The sequence below is a fragment of the Antribacter sp. NEAU-D49 genome, assembly GCF_057158775.1.
In genome coordinates this window covers 67,578-88,229 of sequence record NZ_JBXTSN010000020.1, presented here as the reverse complement: position 1 = coordinate 88,229, position 20,652 = coordinate 67,578, and the positions used below count along the sequence as shown (strand labels likewise).

General features: G+C 73.4%; 20 protein-coding genes and 1 tRNA gene. 8 read left to right on the top strand and 13 right to left on the bottom strand.

What is annotated here, in order from left to right; all coding sequences use genetic code 11:
• Positions 1-79: 79 nt before the first annotated feature.
• A complete protein-coding gene (locus AC060K_RS15775; RefSeq protein ID WP_483766356.1) occupies positions 80-3,325 on the bottom strand; it encodes an efflux RND transporter permease subunit in 3,246 nt (1,081 codons plus the stop codon).
• A gap of 96 nt (positions 3,326-3,421) precedes the next feature.
• Here AC060K_RS15775 and AC060K_RS15770 point away from each other — a divergent pair, with 96 nt between their 5' ends.
• Positions 3,422-3,874, top strand: coding sequence for a MarR family winged helix-turn-helix transcriptional regulator (locus AC060K_RS15770; protein WP_483766355.1), 453 nt, complete (start codon positions 3,422-3,424; stop codon positions 3,872-3,874).
• 14 nt (positions 3,875-3,888) lie between these two features.
• Here AC060K_RS15770 and AC060K_RS15765 read toward each other — a convergent pair whose 3' ends face one another.
• Complete coding sequence (locus AC060K_RS15765; RefSeq protein WP_483766354.1) at positions 3,889-4,587, bottom strand: class I SAM-dependent methyltransferase; 699 nt, start codon at positions 4,585-4,587, stop codon at positions 3,889-3,891.
• Positions 4,588-4,702: 115 nt separating this feature from the next.
• On the opposite strand from AC060K_RS15765, the gene AC060K_RS15760 reads away from it, so the two are divergent.
• The 5 genes from AC060K_RS15760 (at position 4,703) to AC060K_RS15740 (ending at position 7,921) form a co-directional block, all read left to right on the top strand.
• Entirely contained in the window at positions 4,703-5,611 is a 909-nt protein-coding gene (locus AC060K_RS15760) for an AraC family transcriptional regulator (RefSeq protein WP_483766353.1), read from the top strand.
• A 20-nt stretch (positions 5,612-5,631) separates the two neighbouring features.
• Positions 5,632-6,129: a MarR family winged helix-turn-helix transcriptional regulator gene (locus tag AC060K_RS15755; protein WP_483766352.1), complete on the top strand. Its 498-nt coding sequence runs from the start codon at positions 5,632-5,634 to the stop codon at positions 6,127-6,129.
• A 142-nt stretch (positions 6,130-6,271) separates the two neighbouring features.
• Positions 6,272-6,424: a hypothetical protein gene (locus AC060K_RS15750; RefSeq protein WP_483766351.1), complete on the top strand. Its 153-nt coding sequence runs from the start codon at positions 6,272-6,274 to the stop codon at positions 6,422-6,424.
• Positions 6,425-6,438: 14 nt separating this feature from the next.
• Positions 6,439-7,203 carry a helix-turn-helix domain-containing protein gene (locus tag AC060K_RS15745; protein ID WP_483766350.1) on the top strand — a complete coding sequence of 255 codons (765 nt, stop codon included), beginning with the start codon at positions 6,439-6,441 and terminating at the stop codon, positions 7,201-7,203.
• Positions 7,204-7,297: 94 nt separating this feature from the next.
• Complete coding sequence (locus AC060K_RS15740) at positions 7,298-7,921, top strand: ClpP family protease (RefSeq protein ID WP_483766349.1); 624 nt, start codon at positions 7,298-7,300, stop codon at positions 7,919-7,921.
• A 4-nt stretch (positions 7,922-7,925) separates the two neighbouring features.
• Here AC060K_RS15740 and AC060K_RS15735 read toward each other — a convergent pair whose 3' ends face one another.
• Positions 7,926-9,113: a DUF418 domain-containing protein gene (locus AC060K_RS15735; RefSeq protein ID WP_483766348.1), complete on the bottom strand. Its 1,188-nt coding sequence runs from the start codon at positions 9,111-9,113 to the stop codon at positions 7,926-7,928.
• Between the two features lie 115 nt (positions 9,114-9,228).
• Here AC060K_RS15735 and AC060K_RS15730 point away from each other — a divergent pair, with 115 nt between their 5' ends.
• Positions 9,229-9,849, top strand: coding sequence for a TetR/AcrR family transcriptional regulator (locus tag AC060K_RS15730; protein ID WP_483766347.1), 621 nt, complete (start codon positions 9,229-9,231; stop codon positions 9,847-9,849).
• A gap of 39 nt (positions 9,850-9,888) precedes the next feature.
• Here the strand turns inward: AC060K_RS15730 and AC060K_RS15725 are convergent, their stop codons facing one another.
• The 10 genes from AC060K_RS15725 to AC060K_RS15680 form a co-directional block, all read right to left on the bottom strand.
• Positions 9,889-10,335, bottom strand: coding sequence for a helix-turn-helix domain-containing protein (locus AC060K_RS15725; protein WP_483766346.1), 447 nt, complete (start codon positions 10,333-10,335; stop codon positions 9,889-9,891).
• A gap of 176 nt (positions 10,336-10,511) precedes the next feature.
• A tRNA-Leu gene (locus AC060K_RS15720) sits at positions 10,512-10,585 on the bottom strand.
• Positions 10,586-10,734: 149 nt separating this feature from the next.
• Complete coding sequence (locus AC060K_RS15715; RefSeq protein ID WP_483766345.1) at positions 10,735-12,213, bottom strand: NAD(P)/FAD-dependent oxidoreductase; 1,479 nt, start codon at positions 12,211-12,213, stop codon at positions 10,735-10,737.
• 144 nt (positions 12,214-12,357) lie between these two features.
• Positions 12,358-13,755, bottom strand: coding sequence for a hypothetical protein (locus tag AC060K_RS15710; protein WP_483766344.1), 1,398 nt, complete (start codon positions 13,753-13,755; stop codon positions 12,358-12,360).
• Positions 13,755-14,087: a PadR family transcriptional regulator gene (locus AC060K_RS15705; protein ID WP_483766343.1), complete on the bottom strand. Its 333-nt coding sequence runs from the start codon at positions 14,085-14,087 to the stop codon at positions 13,755-13,757. Before AC060K_RS15705 ends, AC060K_RS15710 begins: the two co-directional genes overlap by 1 nt.
• Positions 14,088-14,373: 286 nt before the next feature.
• Positions 14,374-15,324 carry a Ppx/GppA phosphatase family protein gene (locus tag AC060K_RS15700; protein ID WP_483766342.1) on the bottom strand — a complete coding sequence of 317 codons (951 nt, stop codon included), beginning with the start codon at positions 15,322-15,324 and terminating at the stop codon, positions 14,374-14,376.
• 41 nt (positions 15,325-15,365) lie between these two features.
• On the bottom strand, positions 15,366-15,896 hold the full coding sequence (locus AC060K_RS15695; protein WP_483766341.1) for a DUF501 domain-containing protein: 531 nt from the start codon (positions 15,894-15,896) through the stop codon (positions 15,366-15,368).
• A 50-nt stretch (positions 15,897-15,946) separates the two neighbouring features.
• A complete protein-coding gene (locus AC060K_RS15690) occupies positions 15,947-16,765 on the bottom strand; it encodes an FtsB family cell division protein (protein ID WP_483766340.1) in 819 nt (272 codons plus the stop codon).
• Between the two features lie 180 nt (positions 16,766-16,945).
• Positions 16,946-18,226 (bottom strand): phosphopyruvate hydratase, encoded by a 1,281-nt coding sequence (eno, locus tag AC060K_RS15685; RefSeq protein WP_483766339.1) that lies wholly within the window; start codon positions 18,224-18,226, stop codon positions 16,946-16,948.
• Positions 18,227-18,271: 45 nt separating this feature from the next.
• The gene (locus tag AC060K_RS15680) at positions 18,272-18,946 is read right to left on the bottom strand and encodes a nucleoside triphosphate pyrophosphohydrolase (RefSeq protein ID WP_483766338.1); all 675 of its coding nucleotides are present in this window, start codon (positions 18,944-18,946) and stop codon (positions 18,272-18,274) included.
• Between the two features lie 171 nt (positions 18,947-19,117).
• Between AC060K_RS15680 and AC060K_RS15675 the strand changes: the two genes are divergently transcribed.
• Entirely contained in the window at positions 19,118-20,635 is a 1,518-nt protein-coding gene (locus tag AC060K_RS15675) for an ABC transporter permease (protein ID WP_483766337.1), read from the top strand.
• The last annotated feature ends 17 nt before the right edge of the window (positions 20,636-20,652 follow it).

Here is a 20,652-nt window from a genome sequence, read left to right as displayed (position 1 = left end):
CCCGGTTCGTTGTGGGCATGGCTGTGGCGGGAATTCCGGTCCGATTCCCGCCACAGCCATGCCCACAACGAACAGGGGGTCAGACGGTGGCCGGCTCCGCTGTTCCCGGTGCGCCGGCCGTGGCCGTGCGGGCCGCCGCCCGTGCCGCCCGCCGGTCGCGACGCCGCTCGCCGCCCCGCTCCGCCAGCGTGTAGATGACCGGCACCACGTAGAGCGTGAGCAGCGTGGACGACACGAGCCCGCCGATGACCACGAGGGCCAGCGGCTGCGAGATGAACGCGCCGCCGCCGGTGATCCCGAGTGCCATGGGCACCAGCGCGAAGATCGTGGCAGCGGCCGTCATGACGATGGGCCGCAGGCGCTGGCGCGAGCCCTCACGGACGGCCTCGTCGATGGACCGGCCGTCAGCCCGGTACTGGTTGACGAGGTCGATGAGCACGATGGCGTTCGACACCACGATGCCGACCAGCATCAGGACGCCGATCAGCGCCGGCACCCCCAGCGGGGTGTCCGTGACGAGGAGCGCCACCAGCGCGCCGGTCGCCGCGAACGGCACCGACACCAGGAGGATCAGCGGCTGGCTGATGGACCGGAAGGTGGCGACCATCACGAGGTAGACGATCGCGATGGCGGCGAGCAGGGCGAGGCCCAGGTCGGCGAACGCGTCCGCCTGGTCGGTGGCCACGCCGCCGAGCTCGACGTGGGCGCCGGCCGGCAGGTCGAGCCCGTCCACGAGCGTGGTCAGCTCGGCGGTGACGATGCTCAGGTCCTGCCCGGCGGGCGTCACGGCGACCGTCGCGGACCGCTCGCCGTCCAGGCGCGTGACCGACGACGGCGAGCCGACCTCCTCGACCGACGCCAGCTCCGTGAGGGGCACCAGCCCGGTGGCCGTGGGGATCACGAGCGCCTTCAGCTCGTCCACGGTGGCCGGCGAGGTGGACGCGATGGTCACGTCCACCGGGCCGTCGCCCAGGTCGACCGTCCCGATCGGCTGCGGGCTCATGATCGAGGCGACGGTGCCGGAGATCGCGACCTCCGTGAGGCCCGCCGCCGCGGCGGCGTCGCGGTCCACCGTGACCTGCACGGTGGTCTGCTGGGCGGCGAGGTTGTTCGTCACCTCGGTGGCGATCGCGTCGTCGCCCTCGGCGAGCGGCAGGACGGCGTCGTACACCTCGGTGGCGGCCTCGGTCAGCGTCTCCGTGTCGGGCGCGGTGACGACCAGGTCGACCGTGGTGCTGCCGAACCCGCTGCCGCCCGCGGCGAGCACGACGTCGCCCGTCAGGTCGGCGCCGTCGAGCGCGTCGCGGATCTCGTCCTGCGCGGCGACGCCGTCGGCCTCCTCGTCCAGGGTGATCGCGAACGACGCGCTCGGCGCGCCCCCGCCCCCGCCGAACGCGGCGGCCGCTCCACCCGCGGATCCCACGGTGGTCTGCACGGACTCGACGCTGTCGATCCCGGCCAGGACGTCCTCGACCTCGCGGGCGGCCTCGTCCTGCTCGGCGAGCGCCGTGCCCGCCTCGAAGGTCTGCGTGACGGAGACGGTGTCCTGGCCGGAGTCGCCGATGAAGTTGGTCTTCATGCTGGGCACGAGCGCCAGGGTGCCGCCCAGCACGAGCACGGCGACGCCCAGCGTCACCACAGGGCGACGCAGGGCCGCGTCCAGCGAGGGCACGTAGGCGCGCTGCCAGATCCCGCGACGCTCCTTGGCCTCCGCGGCCTCGCGCAGGGCGTGCCCGCCGTCGGCGCCCACCGCCGGGGACTTCAGGAACCAGTACGCCAGCACCGGCACCACGAGGATGGCGACCACGAGCGACGCGAGCATCGCGATCGCGACCGTCACGCTGAACGGGCGGAACAGCTCGCCGACCATGCCGCCGACCAGCGCGATCGGGGCGAACACCGCGACCGTGCAGATCGTCGAGGCGGTGATGGCGCCACCCACCTCGCGGACGGCGGTCACGATCGCGGCGATCTTGTCCTCGCCGTACGACAGGTGACGCTTGATGTTCTCGATCACCACGATCGAGTCGTCGACCACGCGTCCGATGGCGATCGTCATCGCGGCCAGCGTGAGGATGTTGAGCGTGTAGCCGGTCAGGTTCATGACCAGGAAGGTCACGGCGAGCGACAGCGGGATCGAGATCGCCGACACGAGCGTGGAGCTCATCGACGCGAGGAACAGCAGGATCACGACGACGGCGAAGAGCAGGCCCAGCCCGCCCTCCGTCGCCAGGCCCTCGATGGACTCCTCGATGAACGGCGCCTGGTCGAAGACCACGCCGACGTTCACGTCCTGCGCGTCGAGGTCGTCCGCGAGCCCGTCCAGCGCGGCCTGCACGCCGTGCGAGACGTCGACGGTGTTGCCCTGCGGGGTCTTCGTGATGGACACGGCCAGCGAGGCCTCGCCGTCGAGCCGCGAGTACGAGGTGGCGGGCACGGGCGCGGCGGTCACCGTCGCGACGTCGCCCAGGTGGACGACGGCGGGGCTCGCCGCGGGTGCGCCGGTCGCCCCCGGCACGGGGCCGGCTGCGGCTCCCGCCGCGGCGGAGGCACCGGCGGAGGCGGTTCCGCCGGCGGCGGACGGGGAGGCGACGAGCGGGAGCGCGGCCAGTTCCTCGACCGACGAGATCCGGGAGCCCACCTGGACGCTGAGCGTCTGCTCGCCCGAGGTGACCGTGCCCGCGGGGATGATCATGCCGTTGCTCTGCAGCAGGGACGTGAGCTGGGCGGCGGACATGCCGGACGCCGCGAGCTTCGCCTCGTCGAGGTCGATCACGACCTGCTGCTCGGCGATGCCCGTGACCTCGACGCTGCGCACGTCGTCGACCTGCTCGAACGCGGGCACGATCGTCGAGGTGACGATCTCCGCGAGCTCCTCGTCGGACGCGCCGTCGGCGGAGACTGCGAGCTGGACCACCGGGAAGTCGTCGATCGACCCTGCGATGACCTGGGGCTCCACGCCCTCCGGGAGGCCGGCGGCGTCCCGGGCGGCGCTCTCGAGCGCCTGCGTCGCGTCGTCGAGGTCGGTGCCGAAGTCGAGCTCGACGGTGGTGACCGACATGCTCGTGGACGCCGTGGAGCTGACGCCGGTCACGCCGTCGACCGCCTTCACGGCGCTCTCGACCGGCTCGGACACCTGGTCGGCCACGATCTCGGGCGCCGCGCCGGGGTAGACGGCGACGACGGCCGCGGTGGGCAGCGACAAGGACGGGATGAGCTCCTGCTTCAGGGATCCCATGCTCAGGACGCCGAAGACGGCGATCGCGATCGTCGCGAGCGCGACCACCGCGCGGTTCGCGAGCGATATCCGGGCAAGACGGAACACAGTTCCTCCAGGTAGGGGGTGCCGGGCACGACGTCCTCGGCGCGATAGTTAGCCTAACGCGAAGCATCCCCGGAGGGTTCCCGTTACAGTCACCGGATGACCGACCCCAGGCGCGAACAGCTCGTCGAGGAGCTGACCGCGGCGCAGCGACAGCTCGGCGACCTCTTCTTCGAGACACGCCTGCGGCCGCTGCTCGAGACCGAGCTGACGGTGCAGCAGCTGCGCGCCCTCGCGATCGTCCAGGTGGACGGCGAGACCACGTCCCAGCGGCTCGCGGAGGTGCTCGGGGTCTCCGCCGCCACCGTCTCGGGGATCGTGGACCGGCTGGTGGCCGCCGGTATGGCCGAGCGCCGCACCGACCCGCACGACGGCCGCGTCCGTCTCCTACGCAGCACCGAGAAGGGCGCCGCCGCGATCCGGCGGCTGGTGGCCTTCGAGGACGACACCGATCCCGAGATGTTCGCGCTGCTCGACCTGGACGACCTGGCCGCGCTGACCCGCGGGGTGACGGCCCTGCTGGACGCGGCGCGGCGGCGGGCGCGCGGCTGACGGGCCGGCCGCCGTCAGCGCGTCCCGCGGAACGTGGCGCACTGGCCGATCCCGAGCCGCAGCCGCACCGTCCCGGTGCGGGCCACGCCGGTGAACCCTGCCTCGCGCATCGCGTCGGGGATCCGCTCCCCCGCGTTGCCGGCGGCCATCTCGGCGAGCGGCCCGCGGGTGGCGTCGGCGACGACGTCAAGAAGGTGCAGCTCGCCGCCGGGGCGGAGAACCCGCCAGGCCTCGCGCAGGGCCCGGACCTTCTCGTCGGCGTCGAGGTGGTGGAACATCATCGACGACAGGACCCGGTCCTGGCTGGCGTCCGGGTAGGGCAGCTCCCCCGCGAACCCCTGGTCCCACCGCACGTCGAGCCGACGGCGGCGCGCCTTCCGAGCCGCGACCGCGAGCGCCTTCGGGTCGGGGTCGAGCCCCGTGACGGCCACCGACCGGTCGCGTCCCGCCACCAGGAGCACGAGGCTGCCGGTGCCGCAGCCGATCTCGAGGACGTGAGCGCCCGGGGCGACCGCCGCGGCCTCGGCGAGCTGCCGGTGCGCCGCCCGGCCGCCGGCGAGCCGCGTGAAGACGTCGTAGAGCGGGAGCAGCCGGTCGTGGCCCATGGCCGGGAGGAACCCGTGCCGGCCGTGGGTGTGGTCGCTCGCGGCGCCGTGCGGCGCGTGCCCGTGGTCGGGTGCATGGTCGTCGTGGTGCCCGGTGTGCTCGCTCATGGCGGTCCGCCCTTCGTGATGTGATGATCTTTGCGTGCCTGCTCCCAGCATCGACGGTGCGCCTTCTGGCGCCAAGGACCGATCCTCCGGCGGAGCGGGACGATCTTTCGATCCGGTGAGCCGGCGTGAGGGTGCCGTCCCGGTGCACGGCTACCCGCGGTCACCAGGGACGCCCCCGGTGCGCGCGAACCGGGTGGGCGACCCCCGTCACCTCCCGCGCCCGCTGCCGCACGCGCACGACTTCCTCGTGGTCGGGATGGTGGCGTCCGGCCTCGGCACCCTGCGGATCGACGGCCGGGACCGCCCCTTGGAGACCGGCGACCTGTTCCTCATCGCGCCCGGGGAGGTGGTCGACGTCGGCGACGACGCGGGCGGCCCGCACCCCGACGTCCGGACCGTCTTCTTCCCGCCGGACGCGATCGAGCCGGGAGCCCTGCGCTCGTGGCGTGGCCACCCGCTGCTGCTCCCCTTCGCGCGGGGCCAGGGCGAGGGTGCGCAGCGGCTCCCCGTCCCCGCGGCGGACCGGGCCCGCTTCGCCGGGTACTTCGACGCGATCGAGCGTGAGCTCGACGAGCGAGCGGACGGCTATGCCGAGGCGGCCCTCGCGCACCTCACGCTCCTGCTGGTGGACGTGGCCCGGATCGCGGCGGACGTGGCGGGCGGGCTGCGGTGGCGCGACGAGCCGCTGCTCGCCGACGTGTTCGACCTCATCGAGTCCCGGTACGCGGAGCCGGTCTCGCTGCGTGACGTCGCCGCCGCTGTCGCCCTCACCCCCGCCCACCTCACGACGGTGGTGCGCCGCAAGACCGGACGCACGGTGCAGCAGTGGATCACCGAACGGCGGATGGCCGAGGCGCGGCGCCTGCTCGCCGGCACCGACCTCACCGTGGCCGCGGTGGGGACGCGCTCGGGGTTTCGCGACGCGGGCTACTTCGCACGCACGTTCCGGCGCGAGCACGGCACCACGCCCGCGCAGTGGCGGTCCGCCGAGCGGGGCACCGATATTCATGCATCCCGCAGGTAGTTCGTCTGTACCCTGCACCCATGACGACCACCGGCCGGAGCGCCGACGACGACTCCGCCCCCGACGACGCGGTAGAGCGCGTCGAGCTCCAGGTCGCTCTCCTGCAACGGCGTGCCGACCGGCTCCGGGCCGCGGCCGGCGGAGGCGCCGACAGCCCGGCCCTCGACCGGTCGAGCTATCTGCTGCTCCTGCTGCTCGAGGAGGCCGGTCCGCTGGGCATCAGCGTCCTGGCAGAGCACCAAGGGCTGGACGGGTCGACCGTCACGCGACAGGTGGCCGCTCTCGAGCGGACCGGCCTCGCCCGGCGCGGCCGGGACCCGGAGGACGGGCGCGCCGTCGTCGTCGCCGCCACGCCGCAAGGGCTCGACGCCCTCGCGCGCGAGCGGGAACGCCGCCGCCGACGGTTCGAGGAGATCCTGGCCGGCTGGTCGGCGGCCGAGCGCACCCAGCTCGCCGGCCTCCTGGAGCGGCTCAACGGGGACCTCGACGACTGGAGGCGCCGCCCTCCCACCGCCTGACTCCCCCGGGCCACACATCCAAAGAACTTGTTGCAAAGAAACTCTTGCAAAGACTCCTTTGCATGGGTAGCGTTGTCGTCGTACCGCAGAACGACACCCACCCAGCAGGCCGGGCCACCGGCCGGACCGCCAGGAGATCGCGATGACCAGGTTCGCCCCCGCTGTCCGCACCACCGGCAGCCGCACCACCAGCTTCATCGACCGCGAGCAGGCCCGCCACGAGCGCGAGCGTGCCGCCTACACGGAGCGGGCGCGGGACAACGCCGCCGCACGCCACCCGATGTCGCTCCGCTGAGTAACGTCAGCACCATGAGCACCGACCACGACCGCCCAGCCGCGCGACGCCTCGGCGACGCCATCCGCGAGAAGGTGGCGGACACCGTCGCCGAGGCCCGCGCGGGCGCGGCAGAGGGGGGCGTGGACGGGCTCGCCGAGTCCCTGTCCGGTCTGGGCGACCAGATCGGCGCCGCCGTCGACGACGCTGTGCGCAAGGCGCTCGGACCCGGCGCCCTGAAGGGCCTGGCCCACCCCCTCCGCGTCAAGATCCTCGACCTTCTGGGTACCCACGGCCCGCTCACGGCGAGCGGCCTGGGCGACCTCCTGGGTGAGTCGAGCGGCTCCACCAGCTACCACCTGCGCCAGCTCGAGAAGCACGGCTTCGTCCGCGAGGTGGAGGGCAAGGGCACTGCGCGCGAGCGCTGGTGGGAGCGGCCCCCGGGCCGGTTCTCGATCTCCGACCCCAGCGACCCGGAGGACCACTCCGGCCGCGAGACCGCCTACCTGGTCAACGCGGAGTTCGAGCGTGCGCGGCAGGACAAGATCTGGGCCCTGCTGCGCTCGGGCTACCGGCTCCCGGAGGAGTGGCACGACGTCGGCACGCTCTCGACGGCCAACCTCCGCGCCACGCCGGAGCAGCTCACCCGCGTGATCGAGGCCTGGGAGGCCTTTCACCGCGAGCACCTGGAGCCCCTCACGCGCGAGGCCGACAACCCCGGGGCCCGACCGGTGCAGGTCCACTTCAACGCGTTCCCCTTGTTCGAGCCGGGCGAGCTCCGCCCGGAGGACTCGCGCTGACGCCACCACCCCGGGGGCGCCGCTCTGCCGAGGGCAGATCTGCCGCAGGCCGAAAGCCCTACCCGGCCGGCCGTCGTCGGGCGAGGGTGAGGGCATGAACCAGCCACTGCTGCGGGCCGAGGCGCCCGCTACCGCCAGCCCGTTCGACGACCAGCTCTCCTCCCGGCTGCTGCACCAGCGGATCGTGGTGCTCGGCACCGAGGTGGACGACGCCGTGGCGAACCGCATCTGCGCACAGCTCCTGCTGCTGTCGGCCGAGGACCCGCGCGCCGACGTCGCGCTGTACGTCAACTCCCCCGGCGGCTCGATCAGCGCGGGCCTGGCCGTCTACGACACGATGCAGCTGATCCCGAACGACGTCACGACCGTGGGCTTCGGGCTCGCAGCCAGCATGGGGCAGTTCCTGCTCGCCGCGGGTACGCCCGGCAAGCGGTACGTGCTGCCGCACACGCGGGTACTCATGCACCAGCCGTCGGGCGGGATCGGCGGCTCGGTCGCCGACGTGACCATCCAGGCCGCGAACATGCTCCACACCAAGCGCGTGGTCACGGAGCTGAACGCCCGGCACACCGGCCAGACCCCGGAGACGATCGCCCGCGACAGCGACCGCGACCGCTGGTTCACCGCCGAGGAGGCGGTGGAGTACGGCTTCGTGGACCGGATCGTCGACCGTGTCGAGGACGTCCGGCCCACGGCGGGCCGCCGGGCGGGCCTCTGACCGGTCAGCGGCGGGCCGCCGGGCCGTACGTGCGCCACCGCAGGAGACGTTCGGCCGGTCCGCGCGCTCCCAGGCGCTCCAGCACCACGGCGACCACGACGGTGAGCGCCCAGACGCCCGCACCCACTGCCACGCCGCCCGCCACGGACAGGTCAGGCGCGAGGTCGAGCGCGTAGAGCGGGAAGATGACGCTCCACGCGACCGACTGGAGCAGGTAGCAGGTGAGCGACCGCTTGCCGGTGGCGACCAGCGCACGCACGACGGGTCCCGGACGGCCCTGCGCGCGCGCCGCGACGAGCCCGAGCACGGCCGCGTAACCGAACCCGCCGGCGTAGCCCGTGAGGAGGTGCAGCCACGACGCGGCCGCGCCGACGACCTGTCCGACGTCGCCCACGCCGGCCGCCACGAGGCCCGTTGGCACCCCACCGAGCACGCCGACGGTGACGCCCACGACCGCCGTCCGGCGCAGGAGAGGCAGGTGGTCAGCGGGCCGTTCGAGGACGCCGCGCCGCGCCGCCCACACGCCGACGAGCACAGGGAACACCGAGGTGAGCACCGTGACGGGCAGCATCACGGGCCAGGTCGCGAGGCGGAGCCCGGCGTCGAGCAGCGGGCTGTCGGTGAAGACCGACGACGCGGACGGGTCCGTGGGGACGATCCACTTGGTGACCAGCACGTAGACGAGCGACCCACCGGCGAGCCATGCGAACGCGTGGGCGAGGAGGCGACGGTCGGAGGCCTGGAGCAGGCCGGCGAACAGGACGGCGATCAGCCCGTAGACCCCGAGGATGTCGCCGAAGAAGAGCAGGACCGTGTGCACGAACCCGAGCGCGAGCAGCCACCGGCCGCGGCGCCGGACCAGGGCCCGGGTCCAGGGCCACGGCCTGCCCTCGGCGGTCCGCCGCCGATGGATCCACGCCAGGCCGTAGCCGAACAGCAGCGCGAACAGGGGGTAGCTCCGCGCCTCGAACAGCACGGTGACGGCGGCGCGGGCGAGGGGGTCGAACGCTCGGGACAGCGGTTCGGCCCGGCCGCCGAGCGCCATCTCGCGCAGCAGGGTGGCGTGCACCACGGCGATGCCGAGCAGCATCGCCCCGCGCGCCAGGTCGGGGCCGAGCACACGCCGGCCGGCCTCGACGGGGGCGGGCGGGGGCAGGTGGTCAGGGCCCGGAAACTGTACGGTGCTGGTCATCGGAGCTCGTCTCGTCGGCGTAGCGCGAGTCGCGTACGCGAGGCAGCGAAGATACGGTTCCGTATCTTCCGAACGAGACGAAGATACGACACCGTATCTAAGAAAGGAAGCCCCCATGCCTTCTGCCGAGGACGAGGGCGTGCGCCAGACCCGTCGGCACGGTCAGGACCTCGTCGACGCCATCTACGACGCCGTCCTCCTCGAGGCGGCGGAGCACGGCGTCGCGCGACTGAGCATGGAGGGCGTGGCGCGTCGGGCCGGCACCGCGAAGACGTCCCTCTACCGCCGGTGGCCCGCACCACGCGACATCCTGCTGGAGGCGCTCCACGCGCGCTACCCCCGCGAGCAGCCTGCCCCGGGTGCCGACGACCTCCGCGGCGATCTCGTCGCCGCGCTGCGGCTGCTGCGCGACCTGATGGGCGACAAGCGCCTGGGACCGGCGATGCTCGCCGTCGTCGCCGAGGCGTCCCGTGACCCCGAGCTGCACGAACGGCTGTACCGCGATGTCTTCGACGCCCACGGCGGGCGGTTCACCCGGACCGTGCTCGACCACTACGCGGCGCGGGGACGCATCGACCCCGGCCGGATCACCGACGTGACCGTCGACGTGGGCGAGGCCCTCGTCACGAAGTACGCGATGGACCGCGTCCGCCTGCCCGACGACGCCTACCTCGCGCGCGTGGTCGACGAGGTCATCCTCCCGGCACTAGGACAGGACCCGCGCGGAGGGGCCTGACAGGCCCGGGGGCTCGCCCACCGGGCGGAGTACCGCGGGTCACGCCGCGCGGAGCACGGCACGCCCCCGCTGCCCGACGGCGTCGGCGCGGGCGGGTGCACCGGACTGGGCCGTGTGGAACCCGGCCGGGGCGGCGCGGCGGGTGAGGTCCACGACGCGCGCGTCGTTGACCAGCGCCAGCTCGGTCCAGGCCCGCTCCACCAGGTCGACGAGCCGGAGCCCCAGCGCCTCGCACACGGCGGCCAGCACCTCCGACGACGCCTCCTTGCGCCCCCGCTCCACCTCGGAGAGGTAGGCGGTCGAGACGCGGGCGGCGGTCGCGACGTCGGACAACGTGCGGCGCTGGTCACGCCGCGCGCGGCGCAGGATGCCGCCCACGAGGTGCCGCAGCAGCGGCTCCCTGCCGCGATCCAGCACCGGCTCGTGCGCCGGGCCCTGCGCCGGCACGCTCGCAGCGGTCCGGCCCGTCACCTGGGTCACCGTCATGGTCGTCTCCCCGCCGTCGCCCGTGCTGCCAACCTACCCACCGTCACGCTACCCGCAGCGTCCGACAGTCCCGAAGGGTTCCGCCGTCTGCTGCGGGCGTAAAGGCGGGCGAAGCGCCGGCCCGGGCCCGGGCCGCCGTCGGGCCGCGCCCGGGCCGCCGTCGGGCCGCAAGAAGGTGCCCCCACCCGGGTTCGAACCGGGACTTGGCCGGGTTTAAGCCGGCTGCCTCTGCCAGTTGGGCTATGGGGGCGCACCCCGAAGATTAGCCCGGCAGCGCCGGATCGCCGGTGTCCACCCTCTGCCGGGTGTCCGCCCCGAGAACGCCATCAGGTACCGCTCCCGGGGAGGAAGTGATACCTGATGACGTTCTCGAAGCGGACCGGGGCAAGCCCCGCAGGCTCAGCGCTTGGCGATCGCCGGCTCGGTCCCGCCGGCCTCGGCCGTGGCCGCGGACGACTCCGCCTTCTGCTCGACCTTCTCGCCCGACGGCTTGGGCGGGACGGCGGCGGCGCGGAACTCGGACCGCGGGTCGTGCAGCGAGCCGAGCGAGACGAGCTCGCGGCCCATGAGGAACTGCCCGATCCAGCCGATCATGATGCGGACCTTGCGGTTGCCGGTCGGCATGGCCATGACGTGGTAGCCGCGGTGTGCGAGCCAGGCGAGCGGGCCGCGCAGCTTGAGGAAGCCGAACAGCTCCGCGACGCCCTTGTACAGGCCGAGGGAAGCCACGACGCCGACGCTCTTGTGCTTGTACTCGACGAGCTCGCGGTCCTTGAGCTGCGCCACGATGTTGTCGGCGAGGCGGACGGCCTCGCGGATCGCGTGCTGCGCGTTCGGGGGGCAGAACGAGCCCGGGTTGAGGACGTCCGGCACGGCGGCGCAGTCGCCCGCGGCCCACGCGCCCGCGATGACCTCTCCGGTCTCGGTGGCGACCTGCAGGGTGGGCAGCACCGTGACACGGCCCAGGCGGTCGAACGGCAGGTCCGAGTTCTCCTTGATGACCGGGTTCGCCTTGACGCCTGCGGTCCACACGATGGTGTCGGAGTCGAACTCCACGCCCGTGGAGGTCACCACGTGCCCGTCCACGCAGGACGAGAGGAACGTGTTGAGGTGGAACTCCATGCCGCGCTTCTTCATCTCCTCGAGCGCCCAGAGGCCCATGGGCTCCGAGACCTCGGGGAGGATGCGGCCGGCCCCCTCGATCATGACGAACCGCAGGTCCTCCGGGTCGATCGTGGGGTACTGGCGGGTGGCGTACCGCGCCATGTCCTCGATCTCGGCGAGCGCCTCGATGCCGGCGAAGCCACCGCCCACGAAGGTGAACGTGAGCATCCGCTTGCGGAGGTCGGCGTCCCAGGTGGACGACGCCACGTCGAGTCGGTTCAGCACGTGGTTGCGGACCGCGATGGCCTCCTCCACGTTCTTGAAGCCGATGGCGTTCTCGGCCAGGCCGGGGATCGGCAGCGTGCGGGACACCGAGCCGAGGCCCACGACCAGCTGGTCGTACGACACCTCGTAGTCGGCGCCCTCCTCGGGGTGGATCGACACCTTGCGGTTCGCGTGGTCGATGTTCACGACCTTGCCCTGCAGCACGTCGATGCGCTTGAGCGCACGACGGTGGGGCGCTACGACGTCACGCGCGTCGATCGAGCCGGCGGCCGCCTCCGGCAGGAAGGGGGCGTACGTCATGTACGGCCGCGGGTCCACGACGACGATCGCCGCCTCGCGCTTCTTCAGCTTCTTGCGCAGGCGCCGAGCCACGTAGAGGCCGACGGACCCGCCGCCGAGCACCACGATGCGCGGCACCTTCCGCGGGCGGGGTGTGGGCGCCGCCGCTTCCTGGGCAGGGCTGACCGAGGTCAGGTCGTTCTGAGGCATGATCCTTAGATTACCGCGCATCGGGCCCGGATTCAGACGGGGTCCGGGCCGGCTCACGCCCCGCCCGGGGCACGTGTGAGGACGCGCCCCGCGGGCGGAGCGCCGACCCTGGTCAGAGGGCCGGGCTCGCGCCCGCGCACCGGATCAGTCCGCGTCGGTCGCCTCGAGCGTCGGCGTCGGCACACCCTGGTCGCCGCCCGGGACGGTGCCCGACGCCGGCCGGTCGCCTCCCGGGGCGACGCCGGGCTGGTCGCCGGTCGCCGGGGCGCTCGGTGCGGGGGCGCCCGGTGCGGGCGAGACCTCGGCGCCGTCCGGCTGTTCGTCGGCCCCGTCCGCCGGGGCATCGGGGGCGCTGCCCTTCGACGGGATCTCCGTGGGCGCCTTGAGGAAGGGCCACGGCATGGACTGCGGCCGCACCCCCGTCAGCGGGACGGGGTGGTCGTTCCAGCCGTCGCCGTCCTCGTCGTACACCGTCTCGGTGTCCTCGAGCTCGACCGCCTGGAGGGGGTAGACGTTCCACCGCTCGCGGCCGTCACCGGCGACCGCCGGCTGGAAGACCCAGTTCCCCGGGAGGTCCGGCACCGCCCAGGTCTGGGAGGCGCCCTGGTCGGAGATCGTGCGGACGGGACGGCCGCGGTCGTCGAAGAGCTGGACGTTGCGCAGGGGGTTGCCGTCCTGGTCGAAGGCGAACAGGTTGGAGACCTGCATGCCGTCCACCCAGACGCCGTCGGACCCGGGCACGCCCGGGTAGTCCACGGGCGACGCGCTGAACTGCGCCTGGTTGTAGCCGTCGCTGAAGCCGGCGTCGTAGCCGGAGGGCGCGCCGTCGTACGGGTGCCCCACGGACGCCACGTACAGCACCAGCGGCACGGCCGCCACGGCCGAGCCGACCGAGGCCACCGTCAGCAGGCGCGGCGCCCAGGACCGGCGGGGCAGCCACTTCCCGCGGCCCCACTGCACGCTCAGGACGATCGCGGCGATCATGAGGAACTGCGCGGACGGGTCGTACGGCCACAGCCGGACCGACATGCCGAAGGGCAACAGCAGCACCGTGGCCACCACCCAGCCCCGCAGGATCCACCAGACCGGGACCAGAGAACGCAGGAAGTCGAGGACCGACGACCCGGCGGGCGACACGGCGACCGGCCGCCACGCGGCGGTCCAGCGCTCGGAGACCGCCTCGTACGCCGTGGGGATCCCCCGGCCCACGGCCCAGCGCCGCGGCGGGCGGTACTCCGCGGCCGCGGGCGGCGCGATGCCCGCGGCCGACCGCAGCTCCGCCGCGTAGGCCGCGGCCGGGCCGAAGGTCACGGCGAGGTCGAGGACCGTGGTGACCGGGGCGTCGCCGTCGGCCCGAACGTCTGAGACCGCCGGGACGCGGCCCTGGTCCGGGAGGTCGAGCAGGGCCTCGGTGAGGTCGGCCTCGAGGCCGTCGGTGAGGTCCTCGACGACGTCGGGACCCAGGTCGGACAGGTGCAGGCGGACCGCCTGCGCGTACCCGCGGACGTGCGCGGCGAGCGTGTCCGTGCCGGTGGTGACCATCAGGCTGCCTCGTTCCTGTTGCCGAGGAGTCCCGCGACGGTGCCGGTGAACTCCTGCCACTCCTTGCGCTGTGTCCCGAGCATCTCGCGCCCGTGCGCGGTGATGCCGTAGTACTTGCGGTGCGGCCCCTCGTCGGACGGCACCACGTAGCTCGTGAGTGCACCCGCCGCGTAGAGGCGGCGGAGAGTGCCGTAGACCGAGGCGTCACCGATGTCCTGGAGGCCGGCGGCGCGGAGCCTGCGCAGCACGTCGTAGCCGTAGCCGTCCTCCTGCTCGACGACGGCCAGGACGGCGGCGTCGAGCACCCCCTTGAGCAGCTGTGTCATGTCCACGGTGCCCCTCTCTCTCGCGGTGAACACTACTACGTGATGCGTACTAGCACCAGCGGCTCGCCGCTGCTAGCCCCGCCGAGACAGTAACTTTGTCCGACGAGGTCACTGTCTCGGCGGCGCTCCGGCGCCGAAACAGCAACTTCGTCGGACGGAGTCACTGTCTCGGCGGGGCTCCGGCGCCGAAACAGCAACTTCGTCGGACAGAGTTACTGTCTCGGCAGGGCTCCCCCGCCGAAACAGTGACGTCGTCCGACGAGGTCACTGTCTCGGCGGGGGTGAGGGCAGCTCAGGCGATCGACAGCGCGATGCCGTCCAGGATGTCGTGCTCGCTCGTGACCACCTCGGTGAGCGACCCGCCCGCGGCCTCGACGTCGGCCACGACCCGCCGCACCACCTCGGCCCAGACGAGCGCGCCGGCAGCGATCACGTCGACCCGGCCGGGGTGCATGAACCCCATCGCCGCCCGCTCCTCGCGCGGGGCGGCGAGCAGCGCGTCGCACGCGGCGAGGACGGCGCCGACCGGCAGCATGGACCCGTCGATCCGCTCGCGCTCGTACCGCTCCAGACCCAGGGCGTGCGCCGTCACGGTCGTGATCGAGCCCGCCAGGCCGACGAGGGTGACGGCCTTGCCCAGCGGGACCACGCGGGCGGCGTCGTCCAGGGCGGAACGCACGTCGGCCCGGGCGGCCTCGATCTCCGCCGCCGTGGGCGGGTCGCTCCGGAGGTGGCGCTCGGTGAGCCGGACGGAGCCCACGTCCATCGAATACCCGGCGTCCACGGAGCCGGTGCCGAGGACCAGCTCCGTGGAGCCGCCGCCCAGGTCGACCACGAGGAACGGCCCCGGGTGCGCCGCCCCCACCACGCCGGTGGCCCCGCGGAACGACAGCTGCGCCTCCTCGTCGCCCGTGATCACCTCGGGCTCGACGCCCAGGATCCGGTGCACGCCGGAGAAGAACGCCTCGCGGTTGCGCGCGTCGCGCGTGGCCGACGTCGCCACGAACCGCACCCGCTCGGCCCTCAGCCGCTCGATGACCTCCGCGTACTCGCGCGTCGACGCGAGCGTGCGCTCCAGCGCGTCGGGTGCCAGCTCCCCCGTGCGGTCGACGCCCTGCCCGAGCCGCACCACCTCCATCCGGCGGTCGAGCTCGGTGAGGGTGGAGCCGTCGGCGGGCACGTCGGCCACCAGGAGTCGGATCGAGTTGGTGCCGCAGTCGATCGCGGCGACGCGGGTGGTCATGGTGCAGGCCTCTCGTGCCGGGCGGGTGGGGTGGTGCGTGGTCAGCAGGTGCAGCGGTCGGGGCGCCACAGGGCGCTCGCCCGCTCCAGCGCCTCGTCACCCAGCGGGTTCACCCCGGGACCGGCGGCCAGCGCGTGCCCCATGAGCACGTGCAGGCACTTGACGCGCGTGGGCATGCCGCCCGCCGAGATCCCGGCGATCTCCTCGACGTGGCCCAGCGCCTCCCGCTCCGCGAGGTAGTGCTCGTGGGCGCGCCGGTAGGCCGCCGCCAGCTCCTCGTCCTCGGCCAGGCGGTCGGTCATCTCCTTCATCACGCCGTTCGCCTCGAGGGTCGACGCCGCCGCCACCGCACCCGGGTGGGTGAGGTAGAAGGTGGTCGGGAACGGGGTGCCGTCGGGGAGGCGGGGCGCCGTGCGCACCACCGTGGGCCGCCCGCAGACGCAGCGCGCCGCGACCCCCACCACACCGCGAGGCTCGCGCCCCAGCTGCTCGGCGAGGACCTGGAGGTCAGCGTCCGTCACGGCCTCCCCCGGGTTCGGGGCGGGCTGGCGGTCGTCGGTGCTGTGCGTCACAAGTTGGTCCTCGGGAGGGGAAAGGGGGCGGCTCCATTGTCCCCCACCGGCTACTCGCCGCCGCCCGCGATCCGGACCGAGTCCCACAGCGACGTGTACCAGGGCGTGTCGTCGCCGTCCGTACCCGTCGTCGGCCCCGTCCCCACCGGGCCCGACGTCGGCTCGTCCTCCGGCACCGAGTCCGCGTCCAGGGTGCGCCACACGGTGTCCCCGGGCATGACGAAGCTCAGCCGCGAGCGGGCCTGCTCGATGACGTACTGCCGGTCCTCCCAGCGGGCCAGCTCCACCTCGAGCTGCTCCCTCTGCTGCTGCTGGGTGGTGAGCTCGGCACGCAGGTCACGGAGCTGCGCCTGCTGGGTGATGACCGCGCGGACCGTCGGCAGGAGCAGCACCACCGCCAGCAGCACCACCACCGAGAGCACGATCGCGCGGACCGTCAGCACCTCGGGCAGCACCAGGCCGCTCCGGCCGCGCCGGCGCTCGGAGCGTGCCGGCCGGCGCGTCGCCGCGACGCTGCCGTTCACCGCCCGGCGGGCGCGCGGCTGCACCGGGCGCTTGCCGCCGGCGGGGGCGGTGCGCGGGGCGCTTGCGGCCGGCCGGGACGCGGTGGGGCGCGGGGTGGCGGGCTTGGGGGTCGCCGGCTTGGGCTTCGGGGTCGAGGCCTTCCCTGGGGCGGGCTTCGGCGCGGGCTTCGGCGTCGGACGCGGGGTCGCGCCCTTGCCCGACGACGCAGCACCCCGCGCCGAACCGGCGCCCGACGAACCGGCGCCCGCCGAACCAGCGCCCGCCGAACCAGCGCCCGCCGAACCAGGTCGCGCCGCGGGACGACGCGCCGGACCGGAGGACGACGGACGTCGGGACGAGGGCACGGCTCGATTGTGCCGACCCGCGGCGCCGGAGCGCGTGTACACGCCCGGCGCGGCGGCATTTCATCTGTAAATGTCCATCGCGGGCGCGCGCCCACACGCTCCGAGAACAACATTGCGCAGGCAACGAGGGACCGTTGCCTGCGCAATGTTGTTCTCGCCGCCGATGGGCGAGGCGTCAGCTCACGCCTGGAAGCGCGGGAACGCCGTACGGCCGGCGTAGCGGCCGCCCTCGTCCAGGGCCTCCTCGATGCGGAGGAGCTGGTTGTACTTGGCGATGCGCTCGCCACGGGCCGGGGCACCGGTCTTGATCTGGCCGGCGTTGGTGGCCACCGACAGGTCGGCGATGGTGGTGTCCTCGGTCTCGCCGGAGCGGTGCGAGGTCATCGTCGTGAAGCCGTTGCGCTGCGCGAGCGTCACGGCGTCGAGCGTCTCGGTGAGCGTGCCGATCTGGTTGAGCTTGACCAGGAGCGAGTTCGCCGACTTGAGCTGGATGCCCTTGGCGAGGCGCTCGGGGTTGGTGACGAACAGGTCGTCGCCGACGATCTGCACCTTGTCGCCCACGACGCCCATGAGCTGCGCCCAGCCGTCCCACTCGTCCTCGGACAGCGGGTCCTCGATGGACACCAGCGGGTAGTCGGCCACGAGCTGCTGGTAGTACTCGATCATCTCGTCCGAGGTCTTCTTGCCACCCTCGAACGCGTAGGTGCCGTCGGAGAAGAACTCCGTGGCGGCGACGTCGAGCGCGAGCGCCACGTCGGTGCCGGCGGTGAAGCCGGCCTTCTCGATGGCGACGAGGATCAGGTCCAGAGCCTCACGGTTGCTGGCGAGGTTCGGCGCGAAGCCGCCCTCGTCGCCCAGGCCGGTGGCCAGACCCTTGCTCTTCAGCACGGACTTGAGGGAGTGGTACACCTCGGTGCCGGTGCGCAGCGCCTCGCGGAACGTGGGGGCCCCGATGGGCGCCACCATGAACTCCTGCACGTCCACGTTCGAGTCGGCGTGCGACCCGCCGTTGAGGATGTTCATCATCGGCACGGGCAGCACGTGCGCGTTCGGACCACCGACGTAGCGGTACAGGTCCAGGCCTGCGCTCTTCGCGGCGGCCTTCGCGACGGCGAGCGAGACGCCGAGGATCGCGTTGGCGCCCAGCTTGCCCTTGTTCGACGTGCCGTCCAGGTCGATCAGGGCCTGGTCGATGATGCGCTGGTCCTCGGCGTCGTACCCGATCAGCTCGGGGGCGATCTCGTCGTTGACCGCGGCGACCGCGGCCTCGACGCCCTTGCCCAGATAACGGCCCTTGTCGCCGTCCCGGCGCTCGACGGCCTCGAACGCGCCGGTCGACGCACCCGAGGGGACCGCGGCGCGGGCGAACGTGCTGTCGTCCAGGACGATCTCCACCTCGACGGTGGGGTTGCCGCGCGAGTCCAGGATCTCGCGTGCTCCAACGGCTTCGATGCTAGCCACGGGCTCTCCTTGGAAGGTTTGTTGCTCGGAGGTTACGCACCCAGACTAGTGCCGCAGGGCAGGGGCAGCCTCCCCCGTCTCGCCATGCCGGACGGTTGCCTCCAGCGCACGTGAAGCAGCCCGCAGGGCGCCCTCCGCGTCCACCCCGTCGGCCTCCGCGCGGGCCACGACGGCGAGCAGCTCGCGTCCGTAGCGCTCGGTGAGGTCGCCGCCCGGGGCGTCCTGGACGTCGTCGGGCAGCAGGCCCGCCCGGGTGGCGCGCGAGACCACCTTCTGCGCGCGGGCCAGCGCGCCCTGGGCGAGGGGGATGCCCTCCAGGACGGAGGTGCGCTGCTTCTCCGCCTGCTTCAGCACCTCCCAGCCGGCGAGGACCGCCTCGCTCGTGAGGCCCACCTCCTCGGGGGCCGACGACGCCGCGAACACGTGCGGGTGCCGGCGCACCAGCTTGTCGGAGAGGTCGCGGGCGACGTCCTCGACGGTGAACGGGTCGCTGGTGTCGTCGGCCGCGATGCGCGCGTGGAACAGCACCTGGAACAGCACGTCGCCGAGCTCCTCGCGGAGGTTCGCCCGGTCGCCCGTCTCGATGGCCTCCGCGAGCTCGTGCGCCTCCTCCAGGAGGTAGCGCACGAGCGACTCGTGCGTCTGCTCCCGGTCCCACGGGCAGCCGCCCGGGGAGTAGAGGCGGTCCATGACGTCGATCACTCGCTGCAGCTCGTCCACGGAGACGAACCTAGGCGACGAGAACAACCTTGTGCAGGCAACCGGTGGCGGTTGCCTGCACAAGGTTGTTCTCGCGGGACGTTGTTCTCGCGGGACCGGAACCGCCAGAGACATAGCGGGTCCACAGCGTCGTGCGAGGTGCGGCCCAGGCTCCGCGAGCACGCTCGGAGCATGTTCCTCACCTACCTGCGCCGAGAGCTGCGCAACAGACAGAAGCAGACAGTCGTGGTCGCCGTCGGGCTCGCGGTGGCCATCGCCCTCGTCATCGTCGTCAACTCCGTGGCGGCCGGCGTCCGCGACGCCCAGGCGTCGGTGCTGGAGTCGGTGTACGGCGTCGGGACGGACGTCACCGTCACCCAGGCCGGGGCGCCGGGCGGCGGCGGCCCCGGCAGCTTCGAGTTCGGTGCCCAGGACGGGGAGGCGGCCGAGGACGGGACGCGCAGCCTGTCCCAGGACCGCCTGAGCGTGGCGCGCGGGTCGGCGTCGTTCGACTCCGCGGCCGCCGAGACCGTCGCCGGGATCGAGCACGTCAGCGGGGTGGCGGCGACGCTCACCCTGCAGAGCACGTCGTTCTCCGGCGAGATGCCCGACGTCGAGGCCATGCAGGAGCAGCTCGAGTCGGGCGAGCGGCCGGAGCCGGGCGCCGCAGCGGGCGGCGCCGGCGGGTCGTCGTTCGAGATCACGAGCTTCGACGTGACGGGCGTGGACCCGGCCGCGGACGCCGTCGGGCCGCTCACCACCGTCGAGGTCGCCGAGGGGCGCACGCTCACGGCCGACGACGCCTCGGCGGACGTCGCCGTGCTCGACGCCACCTACGCCGCCCAGGAGGAGCTCGCCGTCGGCGACACGCTGACCGTCGCCGGGACCGGCCTGGAGATCGTCGGCACCGTCGCGTCCACCACCGGCGAGGGCGTGGCCACCGCCTCCGACGTGTACGTGCCCCTCGCCGTGGCCCAGACCCTGGCCGGCCTCGACGGCCAGGTCACCGACCTGTACGTCTCCGTGGACTCCGCCTCGAACGTGGACGCCGTCGCCGCGGCGGTCGCGACCGCCCTGCCGGACGCGTCCGTGAGCACGCAGGCCGACCTCGCCGAGGGCGTCACCGGCTCCCTCTCGACCGCCTCGTCGCTGGTCAGCAGGCTCGGCACGTGGCTGTCGGTCATCGTGCTGCTGGCCGCCTTCGGCCTGGCGATCCTCTTCACCGTGTCGGGGGTCAACCGCCGCACGCGCGAGCTCGGCACGCTCAAGGCGATCGGCTGGTCCCGCAACCGGGTGGTGGGCCAGGTGGCCGGCGAGTCGGTGGTGCAGGGCCTCGTCGGGGGCGTCGCCGGCGTGGTCCTGGGTGGCCTCGCCGTCCTGGCGATCAACCTGGCGGGGATCACCCTCACCGGGTCGTCCGGGTCGTCCTTCGCCTTCGGCGGGGGCGGGTCCGTGGGCGACCGCATGCAGCAGCTCGGGGGTGCGGCGGCCGACGGCGCCGCGGCTCCCTCCGGAGGCGGCGGCCCGTTCGGCGGCGCCCAGGACACCGCCGCGAGCGCCGTCGACGTGGTCCTCTCCGCCCCGGTCAGCCTCTGGATCGTCCTCGCCGCGGTGGGCCTCGCGGTGCTCGGCGGGCTGCTGGCGGGCGTGGTCGGCGGTGGCCGTGCCGCCCGTCTTCGCCCGGCCGAGGCGCTCCGCTCCCTCGCCTGACCCCCTTCCGAAAGGCA